The organism is Ancylobacter crimeensis (assembly GCF_023016805.1).
Classification (GTDB): Bacteria; Pseudomonadota; Alphaproteobacteria; order Rhizobiales; family Xanthobacteraceae; genus Ancylobacter; species Ancylobacter crimeensis.
In genome coordinates this window covers 419,374-444,527 of the sequence record NZ_JALKCH010000002.1, presented here as the reverse complement: position 1 = coordinate 444,527, position 25,154 = coordinate 419,374, and the positions used below count along the sequence as shown (strand labels likewise).

Sequence of the window (25,154 nt, the reverse complement as noted above, 5' to 3'; positions counted from 1 at the left end):
GCGCGGTTTTTTTATGCGAAAGCCATCACCGGAAGGCCGGCAGCGTGCGCAGCGCGAAGGCGACGATCTGCGCCTCGTCACCGGGGAAAAGGCGCGCACCTTCCAGCACTGCATGGGCGAGGCTGATCTTCAGCTCGCCCTCCCCGGCGGCGGAGAGAACCTCCGGCCGACGGGCGGCAATGGTCGCGAGCGCCGTGTCGAGGCAGGTTTCGAGAAGGTCCACATCCAGTGCCCCTCGCGGGGTCGCGGCCTCGGGAAAGGCCGGCTGGGCGAGGGGGGCATGTATCCTGTTCATGTCCGTCACGCATGTACTCCGCAGCCCGCCGGGGCGGCTGCGTCACCTGTTGTCATTCACGATACCGGCAGCCCTTGCGAGGCGCCCGCTCCCCGCCAGATGGGCCGTTCCATCGCGACGGACAAGACTTGACGAGCAACGCTCCCGCGGCCGTGATTCGGACTTGCCGCACGAGCGCGGGTGCCGGCAACGAGCCTCAAGTCGCGGAACGCCGTCCGGTTCCCGGCCTGGCCCGTGGCGCGCGCATGTTCGCGCGCATGTTCGCGTGCTTGGGGCCGTGGCCGGACACCGCCGGGGGCCCTATAAAGAGTGAATGGCCGCTCGCCGACAGCGGCAGCTGGAGGTTCGCGATGCCGTCTTTCTCCCTTTCCGCGCCCGTTCCCCTCGTCCACCGGCTTCGCGCCGCCGTCCTGCTCGTGCTGCTGGCCGCCGGCCTCGCCGGCTGCGGCGTGAACACCATTCCGACCGAGGAGGAGCGCGCCAAGGCCGCGTGGAGCGAGGTGCTGAACCAGTACCAGCGGCGCGCCGAGCTGATCCCGAACCTCGTCGAGACGGTGAAGGGCTACGCCCAGCAGGAAAAGGACGTGTTGACCCAGGTGACCGAGGCCCGTGCCAACGCCACCTCGATCAAGGTCGACGCCTCCACCGTCACCGATCCCGAGCAGTTCAAGAAATTCCAGGACGCCCAAGCCCAGCTCTCCGGCGCGCTCGGCCGGCTGATCGCGGTGTCCGAGGCCTATCCCGACCTCAAGTCGAACCAGAACTTCCTCGCCCTGCAATCGCAGATCGAGGGCACCGAGAACCGCATCTCCGTGGCCCGGCGCGACTATATCGAGGCGGTGCGGGTCTATAACACCGAGCTGCGCACCTTTCCCGGCGTGATCTGGGCCTCGACGCTCTATCGCGCCAACAAGCCGATGGAAACCTTCACCATCTCCGAGCAGCAGATGAAGGTGCCCGAGGTGAAGTTCAACTGACCCGCGGGCGCCCTCCGGCGGTGGATACCCCTTCATCCACGGCCTTCGCATCCCACGACCCTCATCCGGGGCGATGACGCCGATGTTCCCTCGCATGCCCAGTGCTGCCGCCCCGAGTCGCCTGCCGGCGCATCGCCTCGTCCTCGCCGGCCTTGCGCTGGTCGCGAGCCTGCTGATCGCGCTTCCGGCGCTGGCCGCGCTCACCTTTCCCGCACTCACCGGGCGAGTGGTGGACGGGGCCAACATCCTCGCGCCCAATGTGCGGCTGCAGCTCGAACAGCGGCTCGCCGCGCTGGAGCAGAAGAGCGGCGACCAGCTCGTGATCGCCACGGTGCCGAGCCTGCAGGGCACCTCGGTGGAGGACTACGCCAACCGCCTGTTCCGCACCTGGCAGCTTGGCTCGCAGAAGGGCAATAACGGCGTGCTGCTGCTGGTCGCGCCCAATGAGCGGCGGGTGCGCATCGAGGTCGGCTACGGGCTGGAGGGCATCGTCACCGACGCGGTATCGAGCACCATCATCCAGACCGCGATCGTGCCCGCCTTCCGCCAGGGCGATTTCGCCGGCGGCGTGATGAAGGGCACGGACGCGCTGGTCGAGATCCTGTCCATGGACAAGGAGGAGGCCCGCCGTCGGGCCAAGATGGCCGCGCGACAGCCGGACATGCAGGCCGAGGACGCGGCAAATCTCGTTTTCCTCCTGCTGGTCGTCGGCTTCATCCTGTTCTGCTGGTTCCGGGCCGCGCGCGGGGGGCGGCAGGTGCGGCGGATGCCGGGCGCGGTCATGCTGCCCGGCGGCATCACGAGCTGGAACTGGCCCCGCGGCGGAGGCGGCTTCGGGGGCGGGGGAGGTTTCGGCGGAGGCGGCGGCTTTTCCGGCGGGGGCGGCTCCTCCGGCGGCGGCGGCGCGTCGGGAAGCTGGTGAGGCGCGCCATGATGCCAGGCGACCGCGACGACCGTTTCGACCCGCTCGCCCCGCAGGAGCACCGCGCGGTTATGGAGGCGGTGCGCGCGGCGGAGGCCGGCACCTCCGGCGAGATCCGCGTGGTGCTCAGCACCCGCCCGCTGGTGACGCCCTGGTTCCACGCCTTGCTCTGGACCGCCCTCCTCGCGCTGGTGGCACCCTGGCCGCTCGCCATGGCAAGCCGGCTCGGCGTTCCCGCCCTGCTTTCGGTGCAGGCCGTGGTGTTCGTCGCCGTGGGCAGCCTGCTGCTCTTCTCCCCGCTGTCGCGCCTCGTGGTGCCGCGTAGCGTCATCGACGCGGCCGGGCGCAGCGCGGCGATCGACCAGTTCCTCCTGCAGAATATCGGACAGACCCGCGGCCAGACCGGCGTGCTGATCTTCGTCGCACTGGAGGAACGTCTGGTGGAGGTGGTCGCGGACGGGGCTGTGCACGAGAAGGTCGGCCACGGCGCCTGGCAGGAGGTGTGCGCCGCCGTGCTGCAGGGTGCGGCGCGGGGCAGGCTCTCCGAAGGACTGTGCGAGGGCGTGCGGCAGGCAGGTCGCGTTCTTGCCGTTGCGGCCCCGGCCCAGCCGGGCGATATCAATGAGCTGCCCGACCGGGTCGTGGTGATCTAGCCGTCGTCATCGGCGCCGCGACGTGAGGGCGCGGCGCATGTGTTCGCGGTCCGCTCCGCGGCCGGAAGGCGCGGCGCTTGCGCGCATCGGGTGGTCAGCGGTGCGTATCCTTGCCATGCGTGTGGCCGAGATCCTTCTGTCCGCCGCCGGATTTCGAGCCGGCCTGCCCGCTCTCGTCCATGTGGCGGCTCTTCTCGCTGCCGCCATGCTGGCCGCCACCGGGCTGCGAGCCGTGTTGGCCCTGCCGGCCCGCTTCCTGCTCAGCCTGCTTCTTGCCGGACGAGCCCTGCTGCCCGCCCATCTGCTTGTCCTTGTTCATGAGACGCCTCCTTCTGGCACGTCTGCATCACGGCGACATCGCCGGCAGAGGGGACAGCTAGGCCGCCGCCGAACGGCATCCATCAGCGTCACGGAGTTGTGACACCGGATAAGACAGCATTACTGCCTTGGGATTAAGCCTTTTGGTCAGAACCGCTGCCACAAGATTAACCTTTTTGACCTTGGACAAGCAGGAACGGGGTACGCTATTCAGACTTAAACCAAAAGAAACATAGCCATCGGGAGAAATGCCATGATGACGCTGGTTTACATAGCCGCCGCGGCCTACATACCAAGCGCCCTGCTGATGATCTGGCTGTGGCGTACACCCTCTGCTACCGTTCCGGCCAAGCGTTATTACTGAAGCCTGCATCGCGTCGCAGCATTTTTCTCCCGCATCGCGGGAACGCATCTCGACCCCCATCGTTAGTCTGCCTTAACCGGTCGGCTCAACGATTGGGGGTTTTGCATGGAAATGATCGAAACCCGGCTGCATTCGATCGAGGATGCGCTTTACTGGGTTCCAAGCTGGGCAATCAGCCTCGTTTTATTCGCAATCGCCATCTGTCTGGCCCGTGTGCTTCACACCATTGCGTTCCGCATCGTCAAGCAGGTGGTGAAGGACTGGGACCTGTTCTGGCGCTCGCTGGTGTCCCGCACCGAGGGACCGACGCGCATGGCCGCGGTCACCCTGGCGATGGTGCTGGTGGCCCCGCTGGCGCCCCTCACCACCGGCCAGACCGCGCTGGTGCAGGAAATCCTCTCGATCTGCCTCATTGCAACCCTCGCCTGGTTCGCCCACACCGCGCTGCACATCTGGGTCACGGTCTATCTGCGCCGCTTCAAGCTGGATGCGGACGACAACCTGATGGCCCGCAAGCATGTGACGCAGACCCGCATCATGCGGCGCGTGGCAAACATGCTGATCTACACCATCGCCTTCGCCGCCTGCCTGATGACCTTCGAAGGCGTGCGCCAATACGGTGTCTCGCTGCTGGCGTCCGCCGGCGTCGCGGGCATCGTTCTCGGCCTCGCCCTGCAGCCGGTGCTCAAGAATCTGTTCGCCGGCATCCAGCTCGCCATCACCCAGCCCATCCGCATCGACGATGCGCTGCTCGTCGAAGGGGAATGGGGCAATGTGGAAGAGATCACCTCCACCTATGTGGTCATCCGCATCTGGGACTGGCGGCGGCTGGTGCTACCGCTGAGCTATTTCATCGAGCAACCGTTCCAGAACTGGACCCGCGAAAGCGCCGCACTGATCGGCACGGTGATGATCTATCTCGATTATTCCGTGCCGGTAGACGTGCTGCGGCGGGAGGTCGAGGCCATCGCCAAGGCCTCCACGCTGTGGGACGGCAGAGTGGTAGCGGTGCAGGTGACGCACTTCCGGGAGAACGTGATGGAGGTGCGCATCCTTGTGAGCGCCACGAGTTCCGGCCGCACCTTCGACCTGCGCTGCGAGGTGCGCGAGAAGGTGATCGCCTTCCTCCAGAAGAACCATCCTGGGGCCATGCCGCGCCTGCGCGCCCACATCGCGCCCGCCGCCGACATGCCGCAGATGATGCCGGTACCGAACTGGAAGGAACGCGACGGCCCGCGTACGCCCCGCGAGCCGGCGCTGGCCCGCGACGGGGTGGCCTGAACCGCGTCACCCTTCGATGAGATCGGCGGCCAGCGCATGGAGTTCATCGCGATACCCGGTGCGGGCGGAGGGCTGGTCGGTGGCGGAGGTCATGACGATGGTCATCTTCGCCTCCGGCACCACATAGAGCATCTGCCCGCCATAGCCCCAGCCATAGCGCACCTCGCGCCCGGCCAGCGTGCGCAGGAACCAGCCATAGCCATAGGCGTCTCCGGTGAAGCGGGAGGCGGTACGCGGGGTCCAGCAGGCTTCGACCCAGCTTTCCGGCACCACCTGCCGCCCGTCAGGCGTGCGCCCGCAGGCGCGGAACAGTTCGCCGAAGGCGAGCAGCGAACGCGGCGTCATCGCCATCTCGTTGCCGCCGAGATAGATGCCCTGCGGATCGCGCGACCACGAGGCGATTGAGAAGCCCGGCACCGGCCCCAGCCATGCGCGCGCCAGCTCCAGTGTCGAACGGCCGGAGACGCGGGTAAGGATGGCCGAGACGAGGTGTGTCGAGGCGGTCGAATACAGCATGTCGCCACCCGGCTCCGCCGCGAAGGGTTGCGCCAATGCGCTGCGCACCCAGTTGCGGCTCGACACCCAACGTCCGTAATTCGGCCCCGACAGCCGGTCCAGCCCGGCTTGCATGGAGAGCAGGTCGCCCAGAGCGATGCGCGCGAGCCGGGGGTCGCGACGGTCCGGCGGCGGCAGGTCGGCGGCGAGCAGCGGGGCGATCGGCTGGTCGACTCCCGTCAGCAGGCCGCGCTCGATCGCGATGCCGGCCAGCGCGGTGACGATGACCTTGGAGGCGGACTTGATGTTGGTGGGTCGCGCGGTGCTGGCGCCGCGATAGGCCCGCTCGGCGAGGATGGCGCCCTCGCGCGCCACGATCACCGTGCGCAGCGGCTCCAGAGCGGAGGCATCGTCGAGCCGCCCCTCGCGGCGTATGTCGAGGTCGTCCGGGAAGCGCTGGTGACGGGACGCGCGAGCAACGGACGGGCGGGCGATGAGCGCGCCCGCGGCGGCGAGGAAGAGGCGGCGATCCATGGCACAAGGATTGCGGCAGATCGCGGTGACCGCCAGCGCGGACCGTGCCTGCGCGTTCCGTATCACCGCCATGTGAGGAGCAAGGCGCGGCGCATCGTCCTGCCGACCGCACCGACGCACCCTTTTTCCCGGCGGGGAGGACATCCGCACCGCCGGCCCCGGCCAATGCCGAAGAATCCTGTTCCGTACGGGAACGCTCCAGCGTCCGTTCCGTTGTCCGCTCTCTGGGCGGCAGCCGCCGCCCGTATCGGAGGACGGACGCAACCAAGGGGAGGCGGAGCGTGCCGCAGGTAGCAGTGATGCGTGATTTCGAGCTCGTCAATTTCAGCCGGACGCAATTGCGGGTGCGCCACCGGCAAGGGCACGAGCTTGTGTTCACGATCGCCGCTGATGTGTGGGGCCGCCGCGAGGTGAGCGCCGGCCCGCTCGTGACCCGCCATGGCGGCCCGGATCCGGTATGGTCCATCCTCGCCGAGGCGCTCGCCTTCGCCCGCACCGAGGCGAAGCGTATGAAGCTGACCTGAGCAGTTCAGCCCGCCAGCCGGCGCGCCCGGCGCAGCCGCAGCACCACGATGGTGAGGAGCGCGACGAGGATGATCGCCAGCGAGAACACCGTGGTCAGCGTGCCGAGCGCATAGAGCACCGGCGTCGTGACATTGGTGGTCATGCCGTAGATTTCGAGCGGCAGGGTGTTGAAGCTGCCTGAGGTCATCAGCGTGCGGGCGAACTCGTCATAAGACAGCGTGAAGCCGAACAGCCCGACGCCGATCAGGCTCGGCAGGATGATCGGCAGCACGACATGAGCGAAGGTCTGCCAAGACGAGGCTCCGAGGTCGCGGGCGGCTTCCTCATAGGCCGGATTGAAGCGGTTGAAGACCGCGAACATGATGAGCAGGCCGAAGGGCAGCGTCCAGGTGAGATGGGCGCCGAAGGCCGAGGAATACCAGTACGGCTCGAAGCCGAGCACCTGGAACGCCAGGCCGATGCCGAGCGAGATGAGGATGGACGGCACGATCAGGCTGGCGATGGCGAGATAGAACAGGGGCCCGGAGCCGAGGAAGCGGCGCCGGAAGGCGAGGCCTGCCAGCAGCGACACCACCACGGTCGCCGCCATCGTCATCAGGCCGAGGATCAGCGAGCGGGAGAATGCCCCGCCGAAATCGCCGACCTGCTGCTTCTCGAACAACAGGTTGTTGAACCAGTGCATCGACGTGCCGTTCATCGGGAAGGTGAGCCCGCCATTCGGTCCCTGGAAGGACAGGATGAAGATGGTGGACAGCGGACCATAGAGGAACAGCACGAACAGCACGAAGAAAGCCGTGAGCACGTAGAAGCCGGGACCGCGACGCTCGGAGTTCATGGCGTTCACAGCTCCTTGCGGATGTTGACGATGCGCAGGATGCCCGCGACCAGCAGCAGCACGATGATGAGCAGGATCACCGCATTGGCGGCGGCGGCCGGGTATTGCAGCAACGCGATCTGGTTCGCCATCATCAGCCCCACCGAGGCCGACTGCCCGCCCGACATGAAGCGGACGGTGATGAAGTCGCCCATCACCAGCGTGACCACGAAGATCGAGCCGATGGCGATGCCGGGCTTGGCCAGCGGGATGATGACGTTGGTGAGGATCTGGAACGCGTTCGCCCCCGCATCGCGTGCCGCCTCGATCAGCGCGCGGTCGATGCGCATCAGCGTGTTGAAGATCGGCGTCACCATGAACAGGGTGTAGAGATGGACCATCGCCAGCACCACGGCGAAGTCCGAGAACAGAAGGAATTCCAGCGGCCTGTCGATGATGCCGAGCTGCATCAGCGACTGGTTGATGAGCCCGTTGCGACCGAGGAAAGGGATCCACGAGATCATGCGGATGATGTTCGAGGTCAGGAACGGCACGGTGCAGACGAGGAAGAGCACCATCTGCATGGTGGCGGAGCGGATGTGGAAGGCGAGGTAATAGGCCACCCAGAAGCCGATGAAGAGCGTCAGCGCCCAGACGATGACGGTGTATTTCAGCGTGTTGAGATAGGTGCTCCAGGTCACCGGCGAGGCGATCGTCTCCTCGTAATTGGTGAAGACGAAGGCCGGGAAGATCTGGATGGAATCATAGTCCCAGAAGCTCACCATGACGATGGTGGCGATGGGCAGCACCAGAAAGGCCGCAAGGATCAGCGCCAGCGGGCTCGCCTGAAGATAGGGCGCAAGGCGCGGTACGAGGCGTGAGAGCGTCATGCGGGGCGTCCGGCAAGCGTGATCCTGGGGCGGGCGTCATCCCCGGGCATGACCCGGGGATCCGCGTCTTCAGCCATGGCGCCGCGAAGAAACGTGGATGGCCGGGCCATGCGCGGCCAAGACGCCTCCTCGCAATGCGGCATGGCCCGTCGCCTCACGCCGCGATGAACTCGTTCCAGCGGCGGACCATGTAGCGGTCCTCGTCCATCACCGAGTTCCAGCACGCCACCGCGCCCATGCGCTCCTCGAAGGAGCCGCCGTCGCGCACCGCACCGGCGGTGTACATCACCTTGCCCTCGGGCGAGAGGATGTCGGTCTTGGCCGGCTGGCCCTTCATCCAGAACGCCCATTCGTCCGGGCTCATGTTCTTCTCGGCGGTGGAAAGCACGGCGGAATAATAGCCCTGGCGATTCAGATAGGCGCCGACCCAGCCGGAGAGGTACCAGTTGATGTATTCATAGGCGGCGTCGAGCTCGGCACCCTTGAGGTGCCGGGCGATGCCGAGGCCGCCGCCCCAGGCGCGATAGCCTTCCTCGAGCGGCTGGTAGACGCAGGGAATGCCCTTGGAGCGCACCGCCGCCACCGCCGGCGACCACATGGACTGGATGACGACCTCGCCCGAGGCCATCAGGTTCACGCTCTCGTCGAAGGTTTTCCAGAAGGCGCGGAACTGGCCGTCCTTCTTGGTCTTGATCAGGAAATCGATGGTGAAGTCGATCTCCTTCTTCGTCATGTTGCCCTTGTCGGCATATTTGATGAGACCGGCGCTCTCGCAGATCATCGCCGCGTCCATGATGCCGATGGACGGGATGTTCAGGATCGAGGTCTTGCCCTTGAAGGCCGGGTCGAGGATGTCCTTCCAGTTCTTGATCGGGCGGCCGACAAGGTCCGGGCGGATGCCAAGGGTGTCGGCATTGTAGATGGTGGGGATCAGCGTCATCCACTGGGTGGGCGCCTTGGCGAAGGTCTTGGAGTCCGGGCCTTCAACGAAGCCCACGGTGTTCGGCGCCGTGCCCTGCGCGATCTTGCTGTCCGGGGTGAGCTTGCCGGTGGTGAAGATCGGAACGATCTGGTCGTAATACTTGATCTTCTTCACGTCCATCGGCTGAAGCGTGCCGGCCGGGAACACCTTCTTGCAGATCCAGTATTCGATGTCGGCGATGTCGAAGCTGTTGGCCTGCGTCACAACCCGCTGCGACACCGCATCGGAATCGAGGGCGGTCATCTGCAGGGTGATGCCGAGGTCAGCCTTGCACTTCTCGGCGATGGCGTTGAGGTTCGACACCCCGGTGCCGAACTGGCGGAGCGTGATCGGGTTCTGCGCCCAGATGGTGGGGAAGCCGGTGACCACACCGGAGCCCGCGGCAAGGCCGGCCGCACCCGCAGCGCCCTTCAGGAGCTGCCGGCGGCTCAGGCCCGTCGCCGCCTTCGCAGCGCCCTTGGCGCCCTTTCCGGCGCCGGTCGTGTCGATCGTCTTGGTCATGTCAGCCTCTCCCGAAGGTTCCGTCTTTTGGCGTTGGCAGCATTGAGGGCAGTCTGTCTGGGGGCCGGCCGGCGTCAGGCCGCCGGGGGCCGGAGGATGTGGACGTCCTGCGCCGTCCAGGCGAGCGGCACGGCGTCGCCGATGTTCATCGGCTTGGCGAAGAACTGGCTTTCGGGCAGTTGCACCGAGAACTCGTCGACGCCGGGCGCCGACAGGGCCAGTTGCACCTTCTGGCCGTGATATTCGATGTTCTGCACCAGCCCGGTCAGCCCGCAGCCAGCGGGAGCGTCGTCCGCGAGGCGCACCCGGTCGGTGCGCACGGCGATCGCGAGGGGCGCGCCGGGTGCGATCGGCTCGTCGAGCTCGCGGGCGGGCACGGCGAAGCGGGCGCCGCCCGGGACCTCGAAGGCGATCTCCTGCGGGTTCACCGCGGTGACCCGGCCCTCCAGCACGTTATGGTCGCCCATGAAGCGGGCGACGAAGGCGGTGGCGGGACGGTTGAAGACCTCGCGCGGGCTCGCCGCCTGCTCGATCCTGCCGCCATTCATCACCACCACGAGGTCGGAAAGAGCCATCGCCTCCTCCTGGCTGTGGGTGACGTGGATGAAGGAGATGCCGAGCCGGAGCTGGAGCCGCTTCAGCTCCTGGCGCACCTTGATCTTGAGGAAGGGATCGAGCGCGGAGAGCGGCTCGTCGAGCAGCAGCACCTGGGGGTCGGTGATCAGCGCGCGGGCGAGCGCGACGCGCTGCTGCTGGCCGCCGGAAAGCTGGGCGGGACGGCGCTCGGCGAGATGATCCATCTGCACCAGTTTCAGCATGTCGAGCGCGCGGGCGCGGCGGCTCGCCTTGTCCTCGCCCTTCATCTTCAGCGAGAAGGCGACATTGTCGACGATGTCGAGATGGGGAAACAGCGCGTAGCTCTGGAACATCATCGCGGTGCCGCGCTTGGCCGGCGGCAGGTCCGTCACCACGGAGGGACCGAGGCGAATGTCGCCGCTCGACACGCTCTCATGGCCGGCGATCATGCGCAGCGTCGTGGTCTTGCCGCAGCCGGAGGGGCCGAGCAGGCAGCAATAGGTGCCCGCCGGAATCTTCAGCGAGATGTTGTCCACCGCCAGCGCCGCGCCATAGCGCTTGGTGACGCTCACCAGCTCGATATCCGCGCCTTTGCTCATCCGGCTTCGGCTCCTCTCGCGCGTCAAACGCAGGTCATGTGAACGCAAGCCATGTGCCAAGCGGGAAAGGCGGAGGCGGGCGCGACGGCGCGAGAGCCGCTCGACGCGCACGGCGCGAGCCGCCCGGCGCTTCGCACAAGAATTGGGCAGGCGCGGCACTCCAAAGCGCCACATTGCACCCAATCCTGATTTCGATTGTACGCAATTCTGCGGGGCCTCTCGGCCATTGGTCGCAGACGCGCCGCTTTGGGTTGAGCACGCGCGCCGGATGCCGCACCCTGACGCATAGTCACCCGACAAGATGACAGCACATCAGGGAGAAACATCAATGCTTCGTTCGGTCTTTGCCGGCCTTGCCGGCACGCTTGCCGGCGTCGCGCTCGGCGCCACGCTCGGCCTGCTGCCGGGCGCGCCCGCGTTCGCCCAGGACTTCCCCACGCGCCCGATCACGCTGGTGGTGCCCTTCGCCGCGGGCGGCTCGACCGATCTGGTCGGCCGGCTCATAGCGCAGCGCATGACACAGGAGCTCGGCCAGACCGTGGTGGTGGAGAATCGCGGCGGGGCCGGCGGCAATCTCGGGGCCGCGGCCGTCGCCAAGGCGACCCCCGACGGCTACACCATCCTGATGGGCACCGTCGCGACCCACGCGCTGAACCCGGCGCTCTACAAGAAGATGCCCTATGACCCGGTGAAGAGCTTCGCCTCGATCTCGCTGCTCGCGATCGTGCCGAACGTGCTGGTGGTCAATCCCGAGTTTCCGGCCAACACGGTCGCCGAGCTGATCGACCTCCTGAAGAAGGATCCCGACAAGTACAGCTATGCCTCGTCCGGCAACGGAACGCCGCTGCATCTCTCCGGCGAGTTGTTCAAGAGCATGGCGGGCGTCCAGATGCAGCACATTCCCTATCAGGGCGCCGGCCCGGCGCTGAACGACGTGCTGGCCGGGCAGGTGCCGATCATGTTCGACAACCTTCCTTCGTCGGCCGGCCACATCAAGAGCGGCAAGCTGCGCGCGCTCGGCGTGACCACTGCCAAGAGGGCAACTTCCTTCCCCGACGTGCCGGCCATCGCCGAGACCATTCCGGGCTACGAGACCTACACCTGGAACGCCCTGTTCGCTCCCGCCGGCACCCCCGCGGCCGCCATCGAGAAGCTGAACAAGGCCGCGAATGCCGCGCTCGCCGATCCGGCCGTGCAGGCCAAGCTCGCCGACTTCAGCGCCACCGTCGTCGGCTCCACCCCCGCCGAGCTCGACGCTCATGTAAAGGCCGAGCTGGCGAAATGGGCACCCATCGTGAGGGCCTCCGGCGCGCAGCTCGACTAAGGCCTGCATAGGGCAGGAAAGGCCGGCCTATCCCCTCCCCCTGTCGCCATCCCGCACGACGTGCATGGCCGGGCTATGACGGCCATGACGGCGTGTGGGATGGAGATGCCGTGAACCGGCTGCGGAGGCCCTCTATCCGCCGTCGCGCCGGCGGCAGCGCAGCGGAGAGCCAGGATCGGCTTCCGATGCAGCCCTGCCCAACCGATGAAGGAGCCGCCCGCCGCACGCGATCCCGAATCGGCTCCGGCCGTCCGCAACCGCGGACTTAGCCCGGGGCTCCATGCGTCGGACTGGGGACGCCGGCCCGCTCGAAGGCGTGGATGGCCGGCCTGCTTCGGCCATGAGGAATGAAGGCTGAAGAAACGCTCCTTCAGAACACCGTGCCGTCCGCCAGGATCGCCAGCGGTGGCGGCCCCGCCGGAGGGCGGCGTTCGGCGGCGATGCGGCGGCCGGCGGTCCAGGTGCCGCCCTGCAGCAGCTTGGCGAGCGGGAACGCCTTCGCCGACAGACCCAGCCTTTCGCGCACCGCATCGGCCAGTACGTCGAGCAGCGCGACGGTGAGCGCGCGCCACTCCACGACGATCTCGGATGTTACCGGGTGCTTCCGCCCCGGATCGAGCGGCGCGCGCGGCACCAGCAGGCCGAGGTCGATGAACAGCCCGCCATTGCGGTATTCCGGCAGGCCGGTGAGGTCGTCGAGTCCGGTCACCGCGAAGCCCGCGGCCTCGAAGGGTTCCAGCAGCGAATAGGTGAGCCACTGCGAGAGCTTGTGGAACGGCACCAGCCCTTCCGAAAGGTCGCCGGTGAGGATCGCCGGGTGGCGACCGACATCGCCGAGTTCCACGCCCTCCGCCACCAGCCCAGCCGGCCAGATCGGGGCCAACCCGTCGAGCAGCGCGGCGAGGATGCCGGCGGCGGGCAGCTTGCCGAGCGGCGCGTGCGCCGCCAGCGCATCGACCAGCCCGCCGGGCTGGGCGACGCCGTCGCCGAACAGGTCCGGCCGGGCGCCGAGGGCATGGCCGAGCCGATTGAGCAGCGCGACGCGCCCTTCCAGCCCGACCAGCGGATTGTCCGCACTCACCTGAAAGAAGCGCGCCAGCGTCGCCGCGTCGATGCCGATCAGCCCGGCCGCATCGACGCGCAGCGGTTCGGCCGGGTCGGAGGAGAAACCGCCCGCCGCGAACATGGCGAGGCTCGCCACCGCGAGGCCTTCCGAGCGGCCGATGCTAAGGCCGTGCGGCTCGTGATAGCGCCACGCATCCCCCGCCCCGGCGTCGAGCAGCACACTGACCACCGCGAGATCGACCATGGTGCGCGCCCGCGCGCGTGCGTCCTGTCCGGCGAGCGGACCTTCGGCCAGAACGGCGAAGCGGTCGATCCCGCCGGCGGAAAAGTGCCGCCAGCGGCTGTGATAGGGGATATCGAGGGTGGGATAATCCTGCCGGCACACCGCGACCACATAATCCGCCACGGTGCCCAGCGCCGCCTCGTCCAGCGTGAAATGCGGCGAGCGCCCGGCGCGCACGTGATCAAGCACGCGGTGCGAGCGAGCGCGGACGGCGGCGGGCGAACGGAGTGCGGCAAGCTCGGGTGGGGTCATGCGGGGCGGGTTCCTATGAGGCGAAAACCCGATGGGGGTTCGGGAGACAAAGGGCCGGGAGGGAAGGGTCGGGTCGGGATCTCCGGGAACCGGCCTTCCCCCTCTCCCCACCCTCACCCGGTGGGGAGAGGGCGTTCAGGGGCACAGCCTTCGCGCCCCGCCGGAGAGAAGCTTTCAGGGAGCACCGGCGCAACCCGGCCGGCCCCGAGCGCGGCGCGGACTGCCCCCCTCTCCCCGTGGAAGAGAGAGCGGGGTGAGGGGAACGAAAGCCCCATCGTCCTCTCGCCGCATCGTCCTCTCGCCGCATCGTCCCCTCGCGAGGTCGTCCCTCACCGCTTGCGCACGAATTCCGTGCGCAGCACCAGACCCTTGATGCTCTCGTGGCGGCAGTCGATCTCTTCCGGATTGTCGGTGAGGCGGATCGAGCGGATCACCGTGCCCTGCTTCAGCGTCTGGCCTGCGCCCTTCACCTTCAGGTCCTTGACCAGCACCACGGAATCCCCATCCGCAAGCACGTTGCCGGAGGCATCGCGTACCGCAGCGGCGGCGGCCGCCTCGGCCTTCACCTCGGAGGCCGGGCGCCACTCGCCGGTTGCCTCGTCATACACATAATCGTCGTTGTCGCCGGCCATCTCGTTACTGCTCTCATGAAGGGGCGCCCCGCATCGCGTGCGGAGATGAACGGGCTCACTCCTTGAGCCCCCGCCCCTGCGTCCTGTCATACTGGCTCTGGAAGCCGGCGCCGTAATAACCCGCCGAGACCTTGGCTTCCATCTCCACCCGTGCATCCGGGGGGATGAGGTCGTCCGGAATCGGCACGCGCTCCACGACATCGATGCCGGCGCGGGCCAGCGCGTTGAACTTCATGTCGCTCATCGAGGCGAAGCGGTCGATGCGGCGGATGCCGAGCCAGTGGAACACGTCGGGCATCAGTTCCTGGAAGCGCATGTCCTGCACGCCGGCGACGCATTCGGTGCGCTTGAAATAGGTGTCGGGCAGGTCGCCGCCCTCCTGCCGCTTGCGGGCGTTGTAGACGAGGAACTTCGTCACCTCGCCGAGCGCCCGGCCTTCCTTACGGTTGTAGACCACGAGCCCGGTGCCGCCCTTCTGCGCCATCTCCACGCACAGCTCGATGCCGTGGGCGAGATAGGGCCGGCAGGTGCAGATGTCGGAGGAGAACACGTCCGAGCCGTTGCACTCGTCATGCACCCGGCAGGCGAGCGGGGTGACGTTGTCGCCGATCTTCGACACGTCGCCGAACATATACAGCGTCATGCCGCCGATCGGGGGGAGGAACACCTTGAGGTCGCCGCGAGTGACGAGCTCGGGGAACATGCCGCCGGTATATTCGAACAAATCGCGCCGGAGCCGCCCTTCCGAGACGCCGAAGCGCTCGGCAATGCCGGGCAGGTACCACACCGGGTCGATCGCCGCCTTGGTGACGCGCACGTCGCCCTTGGGGCCGATGATGTCCCCGTCGATCTTCAGCCGCCCGGCGCGGATCGCGTCGCGAATTTCCGGCATGTCGATATGGGCACGCGTGATGGCGATGGTCGGGCGCACGTCGATGCCCGCGGCGAGCTCGCGGGCGAAGGCCTCGCCCACCATATGGCCCCATGGGTCGAGCGAGACGATCTTGCCGGCGTCGCCCCATTGCGGATGCGGTCCGATGGCGTCGGACGGGGCGGTGTTGGTGAGGTCGGCGCGGAAATCGGCGGTGAGCGAGCCGGCGGCGATGGCGAGCGCGCGATAGACCGAATAGCCGCCGGCATGGGTGCCGATGGCGTTGCGGTGTCTCGGATCGGTGAGGGTCGCCACCACCGGGCCGCGGGTCGCGGCATCCGGCGCCCCCCAGTGCAGCGCCGGCGCCGCGGCGGAAACGCCGGTCGCCGCCCCGTGCGAGGTGAGCACGATGTGGCGCGGCGGCTTCGCGCCGGCGAGCGGGGCGCCGGCGGCAGAGGGTGTGGCCGCGATGACGCCGGGCGTGGCGGCGTCACCCGCCGTCGCGTCTGGCACGGCGCCGGAGTCCGCAAGGGCACGTTCGGAAAGGGGGTGCGGGAGGTCCGCCGTCGCGGGTGCCGGGGCGCCGGCCGGCAGGACTGCCGGGAAAGCCACGGACTCAGGCGTCTCAAGAGGCTCGACACGTGCCGACATGGGCTCACTCGCTTCTCTCCGGCGCGGCGCGGGCACCGCCACCGGATCAGGGAAGCGACGTAGCAGAGCCCGATTTGCGCAACCGCGCAAGAGGGCGAAACACCGGGGCACGCTGCTGCGCCGCATCAGTCCTTTCGCGAAAGGGACCGCGCCCGCGCGGGCCCAACTCATCTGCGTCCGCCTGCCGGCGTCGCCTTGCGTTTACGCTGTCGCGCGAAGCATGCTCGGCAAACGTTGAAAGAGCCTTGCCGCCGGAACATGCTGCGCCAGACGAATCCGCGGCCACATCCCCGGCCCGTCGCCGTCCCCGACCCGATCACAGCGAGCCGACGCCCACATGACAGACGCGACCGCCTCCGGCACCACCCTCGTCGTCGACCACCCGTTGATCCAGCACAAGCTGACGCTGATGCGCCGCTCGCGCACGCCGGCCAACGAGTTCCGGCTGCTGCTGCGCGAGATCAGCATGCTGCTGGCCTATGAGGTCACGCGCGACATGCCGCTGGAGATGATCGACATCGAAACGCCGTTGACGGCGATGAAGGCGCCGGTGCTGGCCGGCAAGAAGCTTTGCCTCGTCTCGGTGCTGCGCGCAGGCGGTGGCATTCTGGAGGGCATGCTCGACATCCTGCCGGCGGCGCGTGTCGGTCATGTCGGACTTTATCGCGACCCGGTCTCGCTGGCGGCGGTGGAGTATTATCTCAAGCTGCCGCGCGACATTTCCGAGCGCACCGCCATCGTGCTCGATCCCATGCTGGCGACCGGAAACTCCGCCGCCGCCGCGGTGTCCGAGGTGAAGGCGTCGGGCTGCCAGTCGATCAAGTTCGTCTGCCTCATCGCCGCGCCGGAAGGGCTGAAGACCTTCCACGAGGCGCACCCCGACGTGCCGGTCTATACCGCGGCGGTGGACAGCCACCTGAACGACCACGGCTATATCGTGCCCGGCATCGGCGACGCCGGCGACCGCATCTTCGGGACCAAATAGAGCCCCGCTCCCCCGGCATCCGCTGTCCGGCACGGCGCTTGCCTTCACATCCATGCCGGGCTCCGGGTTCGGGGCCGGCCCTCCATCCTCGCGCGACGGCATTGACGACCCCCGGCTCGTTCCTATGCTGACCCGCGCCAGTCGCTTGTCCGCAGACGTACGCACCGGGGTCTCCCGAAGGCGGCCTGCCCACCCACGGGGTTGTCCATGTCCTTTGTCGGCCAGTCTTCCTCTGTCGGCCCGTCCTCCCTCGCCCGCCGCCTGCGCGGCCCGCTCGCGGGCCTCTTCGCGCTCAGCCCCTCGCTCGCCTTCGCTCACACCGGCGTCGGCGACACGCATGGCTTCGTCCATGGCTTCCTGCACCCGATCGGCGGCATCGACCATATTCTGGCGATGGTGGCCGTCGGCATCTTCGCCGCCAATCTGGGCGGGCGGGCGCTGTGGGCCGTACCCGCCGCCTTCGTCACCCTGATGGCGGTCGGTGGCGCGCTGGGCATGTCCGGGATCGAGGTTCCGTTTGTCGAGATCGGCATCGCGGCCTCGGTGATCGCGCTCGGTGCCGCCGTCGCGCTCGACTGGAAGGAATGGCCCCTCGGCCTTGCCATGGCGATGGTCGGCTTCTTCGCGATTTTCCACGGCCATGCCCACGGAGCCGAGATGCCGCCGGATGCGTCCGGCGCCGGCTATGCGGCCGGCTTCATGCTGGCGACGGCCCTGCTGCATCTGGCGGGCATCGGTATCGGCATCGCCATCGGCCGGATCGGCGAGAACCGCGCACCGCACCTCACCCGCATCGTCGGCGCGTTCGTCGCCGTGGCGGGCGTCGGCCTGCTGACCGGCGTGCTCTGACCGCCCGTCCGCTCCGAGCAGCGGCAGGAGCCCCGGTCCATCCCGGGGCCCTCATCCTTCCGGGCACCGAGCCTTTCAGCGCGCCGAAACTTTCAGCGTCCTGCCTCGCCTTCTGCCGCAAATCGGGGCTTCCGCTCATCCGCCGGCCGCTGCTAGGCTCGCGTCGTTCCTAGGGTTCCGGCGGGCAGCGTCCCGCGGCTGGTCCGAGAGGGACAGCCCGGCAGCACAGGCCACACGGTCCTTGGCGCGTCGGGTCCACGGCGGGACAAAAGCCCGGGAGGCAAGCCCAGCAGGCGTCGCGAGGCGGGTCGCGGCGGCGGAATGGCGGCCTCGTCGCCCTCCTTCGCCTCTCCGCAGCGCAGGCATCTGTTCCGATGCATCTGGCGAGGAGAACCCGCATGGACTGCGCTCCGCTCAACCGTACCCGCAAAAACCGCATCGCCGGCCTCGCCCGCCGGCCCGAGCCCAGCCGCCGCCACCATCCCAATTTCGAGATCAAGGGGATGCAGGGCTGGAAGGCGCTGGAGGCCGAAGAAGGCCTGTCCGAATCCGGCTGGCGCAAGGAGCAGCAATGGGCGCTCGACATGGGCCTGCCCGGCGCGGATTCGATCACCGACCGGTCGATCCCGACCTTCGCGCGCGGCGAGCTGCCCCATTTCGCCGGCATCAACACCTTCCTCAAGGCGCCCTATGTCGAGAATGTCCGCGATGTCGGCAAATATGACGCGGCGGTTCTGGGCATCCCGTTCGACTCGGGCACCACCTATCGCCCCGGCACCCGCTTCGGGCCGCAGGGCATCCGCCGCATCTCGGCGCTGTACACGCCCTATAATTACGAGCTGGGCGTCGATCTGCGCGAGCAGATGACGCTGTGCGACGTCGGCGACGTGTTCACCATCCCCGCCAATCTCGAAAAGAGCTTCGACCAGATCTCGCGCGGCGTCAGCCACGTCTTCTCCTCCGGCGCGCTGCCGATCATGCTGGGCGGCGACCATTCCATCGGCTTTCCCTGCGTGCGCGGCATCGCCGAGTGCACCTCCAAGCGCATCGGCATCATCCATTTCGACCGCCACATCGACATCCAGGAGAAGGATCTCGACGAGCGGATGCACACCACGCCCTGGTATTGGGCGACCAACCTGCCGAACGTCTCGCCCAAGAACCTCGTGCAGCTCGGCATCGGTGGCTGGCAGGTGCCGCGCTACGGCGTGCAGGAAGCGAGGAAGCGCGGCACCAATGTGCTGACCATCGACGATATCGAGAAGATCGGGCTGGAGAAGACCGCCGAGATCGCGCTCGAACTCGCCTGGAAGGACGCCGACGCGGTCTACATCTCCTTCGACGTGGACAGCATCGATTGCGGCTTCGTGCCGGGCACCGGCTGGCCGGAACCGGGCGGCTTCCTGCCGCGCGAGGCGCTGAAGATCCTCGGCCTCGTCGCCGCCGAAGGGCTGTGCGGACTGGAGGTGGTGGAGGTTTCCCCGCCCTACGACACCTCCGACATCACCGCTTTGTTCGGCCTGCGCGTGGTGGTGGAAGCCCTCGGCTCTATGGTGGCGCATGGCAAGCTCGGCGCGCACAAGCACATCATCGACAAGCCGGTGAGCTTCTGAGGGCCGGCACCGCCCGCACGGCCGCGGGCCGAGCCGGCATCGCCCGCCCGCTCCCTGACAGCCGCGCGATCCCGGTGCTACGGCCGGGACGACGTTTCATCGAGGACACCGCCATGCATCGCGGCCACGATCATCACCAGCACGACCATGGCGACGGCGGGCATTCCCACGCCCATTCCCACTCCCACGACCCTTCCCACGGCCCCGGCCACAATCACGGCCACGGGCCGCGGCGGGCCGCGCAGTGGCAGACCCCGCATCTGCCGGCCCAGCCGCCGGCGGAGGAGCACGTCCACGAGGAGCCGGATCTCGATCTGGTCGAGAAGGCCTTCGTCGAGGGCTTCGGCTCGGCCAGCGACCCGACCTCCTTCCTGCGGCTCGCCAACATTCCCTTCGAGGCGGTGGCGACCGACGGAGCCAGGCTCGCGCTGCTGCGCGTCGAGACGCAGGAGGCGACCGACATGGGCGCGGTCATGCCCCATCTCGGCGGCGGCTCGTTCCGCTACGACCCGCTGCCGGCGGCAATGGTGTCGCGCCGCCGCACCCTGCGCTTCGTCTATTTCGACGGCCGCGCGCCCCGCCCGCTGAGCCTCGCAGAGGTCCGTCTGCTCGCGCATTCGTGAGCCGGCACGGCAATGCCCCCGGCGCGCCCGATCGCCGCGCCGCGCGCCGGGCCACCCATGGACGAGATGACCAATTGAACGCGCAACCCCTTGCGCGCTAACGAATTGGCGCAGCCTGCCCATGCCCAGCATCATCGCGCCCCGCAGGTCCGGGCTGCGGCTCCGCGCCTTGATCGGAACGTCTCCAAAGTTCAAGGTGGCCCGAAAACAACCCTTTCACGCCTCCCGCCAGCCTTCGCCCGCGGGCGACCAGGATGCGCCATGAGCTATCAACGCTTTTTCGAGGACGCCGTCGACACGCTGCGTCGTGAACGCCGCTACCGCACCTTCGCCGAGATCGAACGCGCCGCCGACCGCTTTCCCCACGCCGTGTGGCACACACCGGACGGCCCGCGCGACATCGTCATCTGGTGCTCGAACGACTATCTCGGCATGGGCTGCCACGAGGCCGTCGTCGAGGCGATGTGCGCGACCGCGCGCAAGGCCGGCGCCGGGGCGGGCGGCACCCGCAACATTTCCGGCAACTCCCACGCCGTGGTCGAGCTGGAGCGCGAGCTCGCCGACCTGCACGGCAAGGAGGCCGGCCTCGTCTTCACCTCCGGCTACGTGTCCAACCAGACCGGCATCTCGACGCTGGCGCGGCTGATTCCCGATTGCCTCGTGCTGTCGGACGCGCTCAACCACAATTCGATGATCGAGGGCGTGAGGCAGGCCGGCCGCGACAAGCAGGTGTTCCGCCACAACGACCTCGCCCATCTGGAAGAGCTGCTGAAGGCCGCCGGCGACAGGCCGAAGCTGATCGTGTTCGAGAGCGTCTATTCGATGGACGGCGATGTCGCGCCGATCGGCGCGATCTGCGACCTTGCGAAAAAATACGACGCCATGACCTATCTCGACGAGGTCCACGCAGTCGGCATGTATGGCCCGCGCGGCGGCGGCATCGCCGAGCGCGACGGGGTGATGCACCGGGTTGACGTGATCGAGGGCACGCTGGGCAAGGCGTTCGGCGTGGTCGGCGGCTACATCACCGGCAAGGCGGCGGTGATGGACGCGGTACGCTCCTATGCGCCGGGCTTCATCTTCACCACCGCGCTGCCTCCGGCGGTGGCCGCCGCCGCGGCCGCTTCGGTGCGCCATCTGAAGGCCTCCGCCGGCGAGCGCACCCGCCAGCATGCGCAGGTCGCCAAGGTGAAGGCCGCGCTGGACGCCGCCGGCCTGCCGCAGATGGTGACCGACACCCATATCGTGCCGGTCATGGTGGGCGATGCGACGCTCTGCAAGGCGGCAAGCGACCTGCTGCTGAACGAGCACGGCATCTACATCCAACCGATCAACTATCCCACCGTGCCGCGCGGCACCGAGCGCCTGCGCATCACGCCCGGCCCGTTCCACGACGACGCGCTGGTGGCCCGGCTCGCCGACGCGCTGGTGGATGTGTGGACCCGGCTCGGCCTCGCCTTCGTCACCCGCGCCGAGGCGGCGGAATAGGGCGCGCCTCGTTCCCTCTCGTCATCCCGGACGGCCCAAGGCCGATCCGGGATCGCGCGCCGCCCGGACGACATCCCTTCCCACCAACCCGGCCTGCGCTCTCTTGCGGATGGCGACGCACGCGTCCGTCAATCCTTCGCCTCGCCCGGATCGGGATCGACATTCTCCGAGGGCACCACCGCAGGGCCGAAGAACAGCCGCACAACCAGCGGGATGGCGAGCGACAGGCCGACGAAGCGGGCGAGATGGTGGGCGGCGACGAAGGCCGGGTCGATGCCCAGCACGAAGGCCATGATCGTCATCGCCTCCAGCGCGCCCGGCACATAGGCCACCAGCACCTTCACCAGCGGCTCCTCGGCGAGGAAGGCGCCCAGCACGGCGAAGCCGACCGAGATCGCGGTCGCGATGGCGAGCGCCGCCAGCGCGTCGACCAGAAAACGCCGCAGCGTCTCCATGCGGGTGCCGGCGAAGCGGCTGCCGGTATTGGCGCCGAGAATCACGAAGCCGACGATGAGGAACGCATCGGGCAGCCGGCCGGAGAGCAGCCCCGCGCCATGCACCAGACCGCTCGCCAGCATCGCTCCCACCATCGCTCCGCCGGGAAAGCGCGCCCGCTCGGCGATGAGTGCTCCCGCGATACCGACGCCGAGCGAGGCGAGAAGGCTCACGAGGTCCGGCACCACCTCGGTGATCGGCAGCGTGCCCGCCGGCTGGTGACCGAGGCCGCCGAGGGCCGCCGGCAGCAGCGCCACGAGGACGAACAGCCGCAACGACTGGCCGAACACCACCCGCCGCGTGTCGGCTCCGCTGGTCTCGGCCATCACCAGCACCGCGGACAGCGCGCCGGGCGCGGCGGCGAAGAAGGCGCTGCGCCGGTCCCACCCCGCGATCCGCACCAGATAGAACACCACCGCCGCCATCATCACCGGCACGGAGGCCAGCAGCACCAGCATCGTCACCGGCCATGAGGTGATGCCGCGCAGCGTGTCGGGCGAGATCGCCGAGCCCATCGAGGTGCCGAGCACGATGAAGGTCGCCTGCCGCACCAGCGACGGAATGCCGACCGGCAGTCCACCCAGCGCGGCGACGGCTGTGGCGACCAGCGCCCCGGAAAGCCAGCCCGCCGGCATGCCGATCCACGCGAACAGCGTTCCGCCCGCTGCGGCAATGGCGAGGGTCACGAACAGGCGGGAGAGGGTTTCTCGGGAAAGGCGATGAAAGGGCGGCTTCGGCAGACTGGCCATGGGCACCTCGGATGCGCGGTCCATGGCCCGAAGCAGGAGTGAGGTCAAGGCGGCCGACCTCATTCCGGTCGACTGGGCATGGCGTGCCGCATGGCCCCTCGCCTATGGAGGCATGCGCTCCGGCTCCAGCAGATCCCTTATCTCGCCCGGTATCTCCCATCGGCCGGTGAGCCAATGACGGCCGGTAGCGAAGGCGAGGTTGCGGTCGAACGGAGCGGCGAGGATCGGCGCGCCATAGGCAGCAACGAGGTCCAGCACATAGTCTTGCGCGCCTTCGCGCAGCGCGGCGAGCACGCCGTCTTCATCCTTCGGGTCGAGCACGAGGCGCAGCAGCCGGTCGAGCGAGCCCCCGATCTCCGCCACCGCCTCGCCCTCGACGGGCGGGACGGCGGGATCGCTCTCCTCGACGCGGTGACGCAGACGCCGCATGCCGGGAAGATCGGCGAAGGTGCCCGGCGCCGTCACCAGAACGGCCAGCGCCGGCCCGAGCGTGCAATAGCCGAATTCCCGCGCATTCGTGAACCGGAAGGCCGACGCCGGCGACGGCCCGAACGGATCATTGCCGATACGGGCAACCAACGGCCCCAGCAATACGCCGTCCACCCAGTCGTGGGAGCGGCTGCGCCAGGCCGCCGGCAGCAATGCGCCGCGCAGATCGGCCAGCGTCGCCACATCGACCGCCGGCATGGGCTGGAAGCCGAGGTTCGCAGCATACTGCAGATCGGTGCGCGGATCAGCGCCGACATGAACATGGCGGTAGCGCCCCTTCACCCCCTCTCCAACCGGCTGCCAGAGCGTGCCGTCCGGCCGGACGAGGCCATCGGGTGTGGGCAGCAGCGTTTGCGCAAACACGCCGTCCAACCCTTGGCGCTCCAGCATCGCGCGGACGAAGGCATCGTCGCGACCGCTGTCATTCACGATGAGCAGGTGCTTGCCCTGCGCGGCAAGGCCACGCACCAGCGCCAGCACCGCCTCTCGCGGCTTGAGCACTCCTGCCGCGAGATCATGTTCCAGCGCCTCGCCGTGCGATCCGGCAGCCGCGCGCGTTCCCAGCCACGCCGATGCGGCGCGCACATCCTGAGGATGCACGGCCAGAGGCGTGAACAGCGCGCCGGCAAAGGCGAGAGACACGCTGTCGGCACGCTCGAACAGCGTGCGGATCTGGTCCCCGGTCGCGGCGAAATGGGCCGTGACGTTCTTTTCCGAATCCCCGATCCGCAGGGTGCGGGTCTCGAGATCGGTCTCGCCATAAAGATAGCCGCCCGCATTGGCGACCACCGTCACCCCACGCTCGATCGCGTGGGCCAGCGTGCCGTCGGCAGGCAGCGGCTCGGGCTCGAAATCCTCGTAGTCCCAGCCGGCCGCGAGAAGCGGGCGCAGCGCCTCCACCCGAGCCCAGAACATGCCGCCGGCGGGAAAGTCCAGCAGCCCGTCGCGCGGATAATCGGCGACGCCGAGACGCGCGAACAGCCGCTCCGCGGCCTCGGCGTTCGACATCCAGTGATGGCACCAATAGGGAATGTCGGAAAAGCTGAAGGGGCCGACCAGCCCCAGCCGCGGCTCGCGTGCGAAGGCCCCGAGGATCGTGGCAACCACCTCCGGCGAGCCGACCAGATGGTCGAGGATGTGGTTGCACCACGCCGCCTGCACCCGCCCGGTGCGCAGCGACTGCTTGGTGTGGAGATGCAGCAACAGGTCGTGGCCGAGGATCTCCTGCGCCATCTCCACCAGCATAGGCCCGAAATTGCGGCCACGGTTGCGCGCGGGCACGATCTGCACCGGCACGCCGGGCAGCAGGCGGCGGCACAGTTCCGCCACCGCATCCACCTGTTGGGCCGGGGTCGCGACGAGAAGGTCGAAGGGCCGGCCGAGATGGCGCAGCTTACCGAGAATCGCCTCGGCGGTATCAAGGTAATAGGCATGCAGCACGACGCAGAGCCGCCCCGCGCCCTCGGGCGCCGCCGCCGCGGCCGGGCCGATCGGCAGGTGGCGCACCTGCTCGCTGTAGAGCCGGCGTCGGGCGACGAAGGGTCGTTCGCCATAACGTGCGACGAAACGCGCGTGCCGCTGCTCCGCCAGTCCCGCCAGTCGGTGCCGGGCGGATACGCCCAGCCAGTCCTGCCCGGCCATGCGCTCGATCAGGGCTGCGCCGGCGTGCAGGAAAAGGAAATCCGACAGCGCCTTGCCGCACCCGGCGTCGATCTGTGCGGCGAAGGCGCTGTTGCGGAAGGAGCGGCGCAAAGCGGAGGAACGCGGATAGAGCGCGATGGCGGCCAGCCGGGCCACCAGCCCGCGGCCGGCGCGGCGCCTGGGGGGAAGCGTGAAGACCTTGCCCATGAGCAGCTAGCGCCGCGCCCGCGCGGCGGCGCGCGGCCCGGCTTGTTCGGGATGCTGTCCTTCCATCATCCGATACGCCGACATCCAACGCTCCGGCACGCATCTCCCGGATGTGGGAGCACTTCGCCATATCCGGCTCATATAGCTATGCGTTTGTCGGGATATGAAGGGAATTCCGGAATAATTAGCAACTCCTCGCCGCACGTCCACA

Annotated in this window: 23 protein-coding genes and 1 riboswitch; of the genes, 11 read left to right on the top strand and 12 right to left on the bottom strand. The window is 68.3% G+C overall.

What is annotated here, in order from left to right; translation table 11 throughout:
• Nucleotides 1-25: 25 nt before the first annotated feature.
• Complete coding sequence (locus MWN34_RS04100) at nucleotides 26-295, bottom strand: hypothetical protein (RefSeq protein ID WP_247026825.1); 270 nt, start codon at nucleotides 293-295, stop codon at nucleotides 26-28.
• 350 nt (nucleotides 296-645) lie between these two features.
• On the opposite strand from MWN34_RS04100, the gene MWN34_RS04095 reads away from it, so the two are divergent.
• The 3 genes from MWN34_RS04095 to MWN34_RS04085 all read left to right on the top strand — a co-directional run bounded on the left by MWN34_RS04095 (nucleotide 646) and on the right by MWN34_RS04085 (nucleotide 2,847).
• Nucleotides 646-1,272 (top strand): LemA family protein, encoded by a 627-nt coding sequence (locus MWN34_RS04095; protein WP_247026823.1) that lies wholly within the window; start codon nucleotides 646-648, stop codon nucleotides 1,270-1,272.
• A 94-nt stretch (nucleotides 1,273-1,366) separates the two neighbouring features.
• Entirely contained in the window at nucleotides 1,367-2,194 is an 828-nt protein-coding gene (locus MWN34_RS04090; RefSeq protein WP_247026821.1) for a TPM domain-containing protein, read from the top strand.
• Nucleotides 2,195-2,202: 8 nt separating this feature from the next.
• A complete protein-coding gene (locus MWN34_RS04085; protein ID WP_247026819.1) occupies nucleotides 2,203-2,847 on the top strand; it encodes a TPM domain-containing protein in 645 nt (214 codons plus the stop codon).
• Between the two features lie 94 nt (nucleotides 2,848-2,941).
• Here the strand turns inward: MWN34_RS04085 and MWN34_RS04080 are convergent, their stop codons facing one another.
• The gene (locus MWN34_RS04080) at nucleotides 2,942-3,166 is read right to left on the bottom strand and encodes a hypothetical protein (protein ID WP_247026817.1); all 225 of its coding nucleotides are present in this window, start codon (nucleotides 3,164-3,166) and stop codon (nucleotides 2,942-2,944) included.
• A gap of 468 nt (nucleotides 3,167-3,634) precedes the next feature.
• Here MWN34_RS04080 and MWN34_RS04075 point away from each other — a divergent pair, with 468 nt between their 5' ends.
• A complete protein-coding gene (locus tag MWN34_RS04075) occupies nucleotides 3,635-4,810 on the top strand; it encodes a mechanosensitive ion channel family protein (protein WP_247026815.1) in 1,176 nt (391 codons plus the stop codon).
• A gap of 6 nt (nucleotides 4,811-4,816) precedes the next feature.
• On the opposite strand, the gene MWN34_RS04070 is transcribed toward MWN34_RS04075, so the two are convergent.
• Nucleotides 4,817-5,839, bottom strand: a complete 1,023-nt coding sequence (locus MWN34_RS04070) for a serine hydrolase domain-containing protein (RefSeq protein ID WP_247026813.1) — start codon at nucleotides 5,837-5,839, stop codon at nucleotides 4,817-4,819.
• 299 nt (nucleotides 5,840-6,138) lie between these two features.
• Between MWN34_RS04070 and MWN34_RS04065 the strand changes: the two genes are divergently transcribed.
• Entirely contained in the window at nucleotides 6,139-6,363 is a 225-nt protein-coding gene (locus MWN34_RS04065) for a hypothetical protein (protein WP_247026812.1), read from the top strand.
• A 5-nt stretch (nucleotides 6,364-6,368) separates the two neighbouring features.
• On the opposite strand, the gene MWN34_RS04060 is transcribed toward MWN34_RS04065, so the two are convergent.
• The 4 genes from MWN34_RS04060 to MWN34_RS04045 all read right to left on the bottom strand — a co-directional run bounded on the left by MWN34_RS04060 (nucleotide 6,369) and on the right by MWN34_RS04045 (nucleotide 10,726).
• Nucleotides 6,369-7,199 (bottom strand): ABC transporter permease, encoded by an 831-nt coding sequence (locus MWN34_RS04060; protein WP_247026810.1) that lies wholly within the window; start codon nucleotides 7,197-7,199, stop codon nucleotides 6,369-6,371.
• 5 nt (nucleotides 7,200-7,204) lie between these two features.
• Nucleotides 7,205-8,068: an ABC transporter permease gene (locus MWN34_RS04055; protein ID WP_247026808.1), complete on the bottom strand. Its 864-nt coding sequence runs from the start codon at nucleotides 8,066-8,068 to the stop codon at nucleotides 7,205-7,207.
• Nucleotides 8,069-8,222: 154 nt separating this feature from the next.
• Complete coding sequence (locus MWN34_RS04050) at nucleotides 8,223-9,551, bottom strand: ABC transporter substrate-binding protein (protein ID WP_247026806.1); 1,329 nt, start codon at nucleotides 9,549-9,551, stop codon at nucleotides 8,223-8,225.
• A 74-nt stretch (nucleotides 9,552-9,625) separates the two neighbouring features.
• Nucleotides 9,626-10,726, bottom strand: a complete 1,101-nt coding sequence (locus tag MWN34_RS04045) for an ABC transporter ATP-binding protein (protein WP_247026804.1) — start codon at nucleotides 10,724-10,726, stop codon at nucleotides 9,626-9,628.
• A 328-nt stretch (nucleotides 10,727-11,054) separates the two neighbouring features.
• On the opposite strand from MWN34_RS04045, the gene MWN34_RS04040 reads away from it, so the two are divergent.
• Nucleotides 11,055-12,050 carry a Bug family tripartite tricarboxylate transporter substrate binding protein gene (locus MWN34_RS04040; RefSeq protein ID WP_247026802.1) on the top strand — a complete coding sequence of 332 codons (996 nt, stop codon included), beginning with the start codon at nucleotides 11,055-11,057 and terminating at the stop codon, nucleotides 12,048-12,050.
• A gap of 370 nt (nucleotides 12,051-12,420) precedes the next feature.
• Here the strand turns inward: MWN34_RS04040 and MWN34_RS04035 are convergent, their stop codons facing one another.
• From MWN34_RS04035 to MWN34_RS04025, 3 genes are all read right to left on the bottom strand, one after another.
• The gene (locus tag MWN34_RS04035) at nucleotides 12,421-13,650 is read right to left on the bottom strand and encodes a URC4/urg3 family protein (protein WP_247026800.1); all 1,230 of its coding nucleotides are present in this window, start codon (nucleotides 13,648-13,650) and stop codon (nucleotides 12,421-12,423) included.
• A gap of 329 nt (nucleotides 13,651-13,979) precedes the next feature.
• Entirely contained in the window at nucleotides 13,980-14,282 is a 303-nt protein-coding gene (locus MWN34_RS04030; protein ID WP_247026798.1) for an alkylphosphonate utilization protein, read from the bottom strand.
• Between the two features lie 55 nt (nucleotides 14,283-14,337).
• Nucleotides 14,338-15,624, bottom strand: a complete 1,287-nt coding sequence (locus MWN34_RS04025) for a GTP cyclohydrolase II (RefSeq protein WP_343311824.1) — start codon at nucleotides 15,622-15,624, stop codon at nucleotides 14,338-14,340.
• Between the two features lie 517 nt (nucleotides 15,625-16,141).
• Here MWN34_RS04025 and upp point away from each other — a divergent pair.
• The 5 genes from upp to hemA all read left to right on the top strand — a co-directional run bounded on the left by upp (nucleotide 16,142) and on the right by hemA (nucleotide 21,362).
• Nucleotides 16,142-16,789 (top strand): uracil phosphoribosyltransferase, encoded by a 648-nt coding sequence (gene upp / locus MWN34_RS04020; RefSeq protein ID WP_247026796.1) that lies wholly within the window; start codon nucleotides 16,142-16,144, stop codon nucleotides 16,787-16,789.
• Between the two features lie 207 nt (nucleotides 16,790-16,996).
• A complete protein-coding gene (locus tag MWN34_RS04015) occupies nucleotides 16,997-17,638 on the top strand; it encodes a HupE/UreJ family protein (protein ID WP_247026794.1) in 642 nt (213 codons plus the stop codon).
• A 158-nt stretch (nucleotides 17,639-17,796) separates the two neighbouring features.
• A riboswitch (guanidine-I (ykkC/yxkD leader) is annotated at nucleotides 17,797-17,920 on the top strand.
• 116 nt (nucleotides 17,921-18,036) lie between these two features.
• The gene (locus tag MWN34_RS04010) at nucleotides 18,037-19,251 is read left to right on the top strand and encodes an agmatinase family protein (protein ID WP_247026792.1); all 1,215 of its coding nucleotides are present in this window, start codon (nucleotides 18,037-18,039) and stop codon (nucleotides 19,249-19,251) included.
• Between the two features lie 113 nt (nucleotides 19,252-19,364).
• A complete protein-coding gene (locus tag MWN34_RS04005; RefSeq protein ID WP_247026790.1) occupies nucleotides 19,365-19,874 on the top strand; it encodes a hypothetical protein in 510 nt (169 codons plus the stop codon).
• Nucleotides 19,875-20,135: 261 nt separating this feature from the next.
• A complete protein-coding gene (gene hemA, locus MWN34_RS04000; RefSeq protein WP_247026788.1) occupies nucleotides 20,136-21,362 on the top strand; it encodes a 5-aminolevulinate synthase in 1,227 nt (408 codons plus the stop codon).
• A 128-nt stretch (nucleotides 21,363-21,490) separates the two neighbouring features.
• Here the strand turns inward: hemA and MWN34_RS03995 are convergent, their stop codons facing one another.
• Both MWN34_RS03995 and MWN34_RS03990 read right to left on the bottom strand, forming a co-directional pair.
• Nucleotides 21,491-22,606 (bottom strand): AbrB family transcriptional regulator, encoded by a 1,116-nt coding sequence (locus MWN34_RS03995; RefSeq protein ID WP_247026787.1) that lies wholly within the window; start codon nucleotides 22,604-22,606, stop codon nucleotides 21,491-21,493.
• 102 nt (nucleotides 22,607-22,708) lie between these two features.
• Complete coding sequence (locus MWN34_RS03990) at nucleotides 22,709-24,943, bottom strand: rhamnan synthesis F family protein (RefSeq protein ID WP_247026785.1); 2,235 nt, start codon at nucleotides 24,941-24,943, stop codon at nucleotides 22,709-22,711.
• Nucleotides 24,944-25,154: the final 211 nt, after the last annotated feature.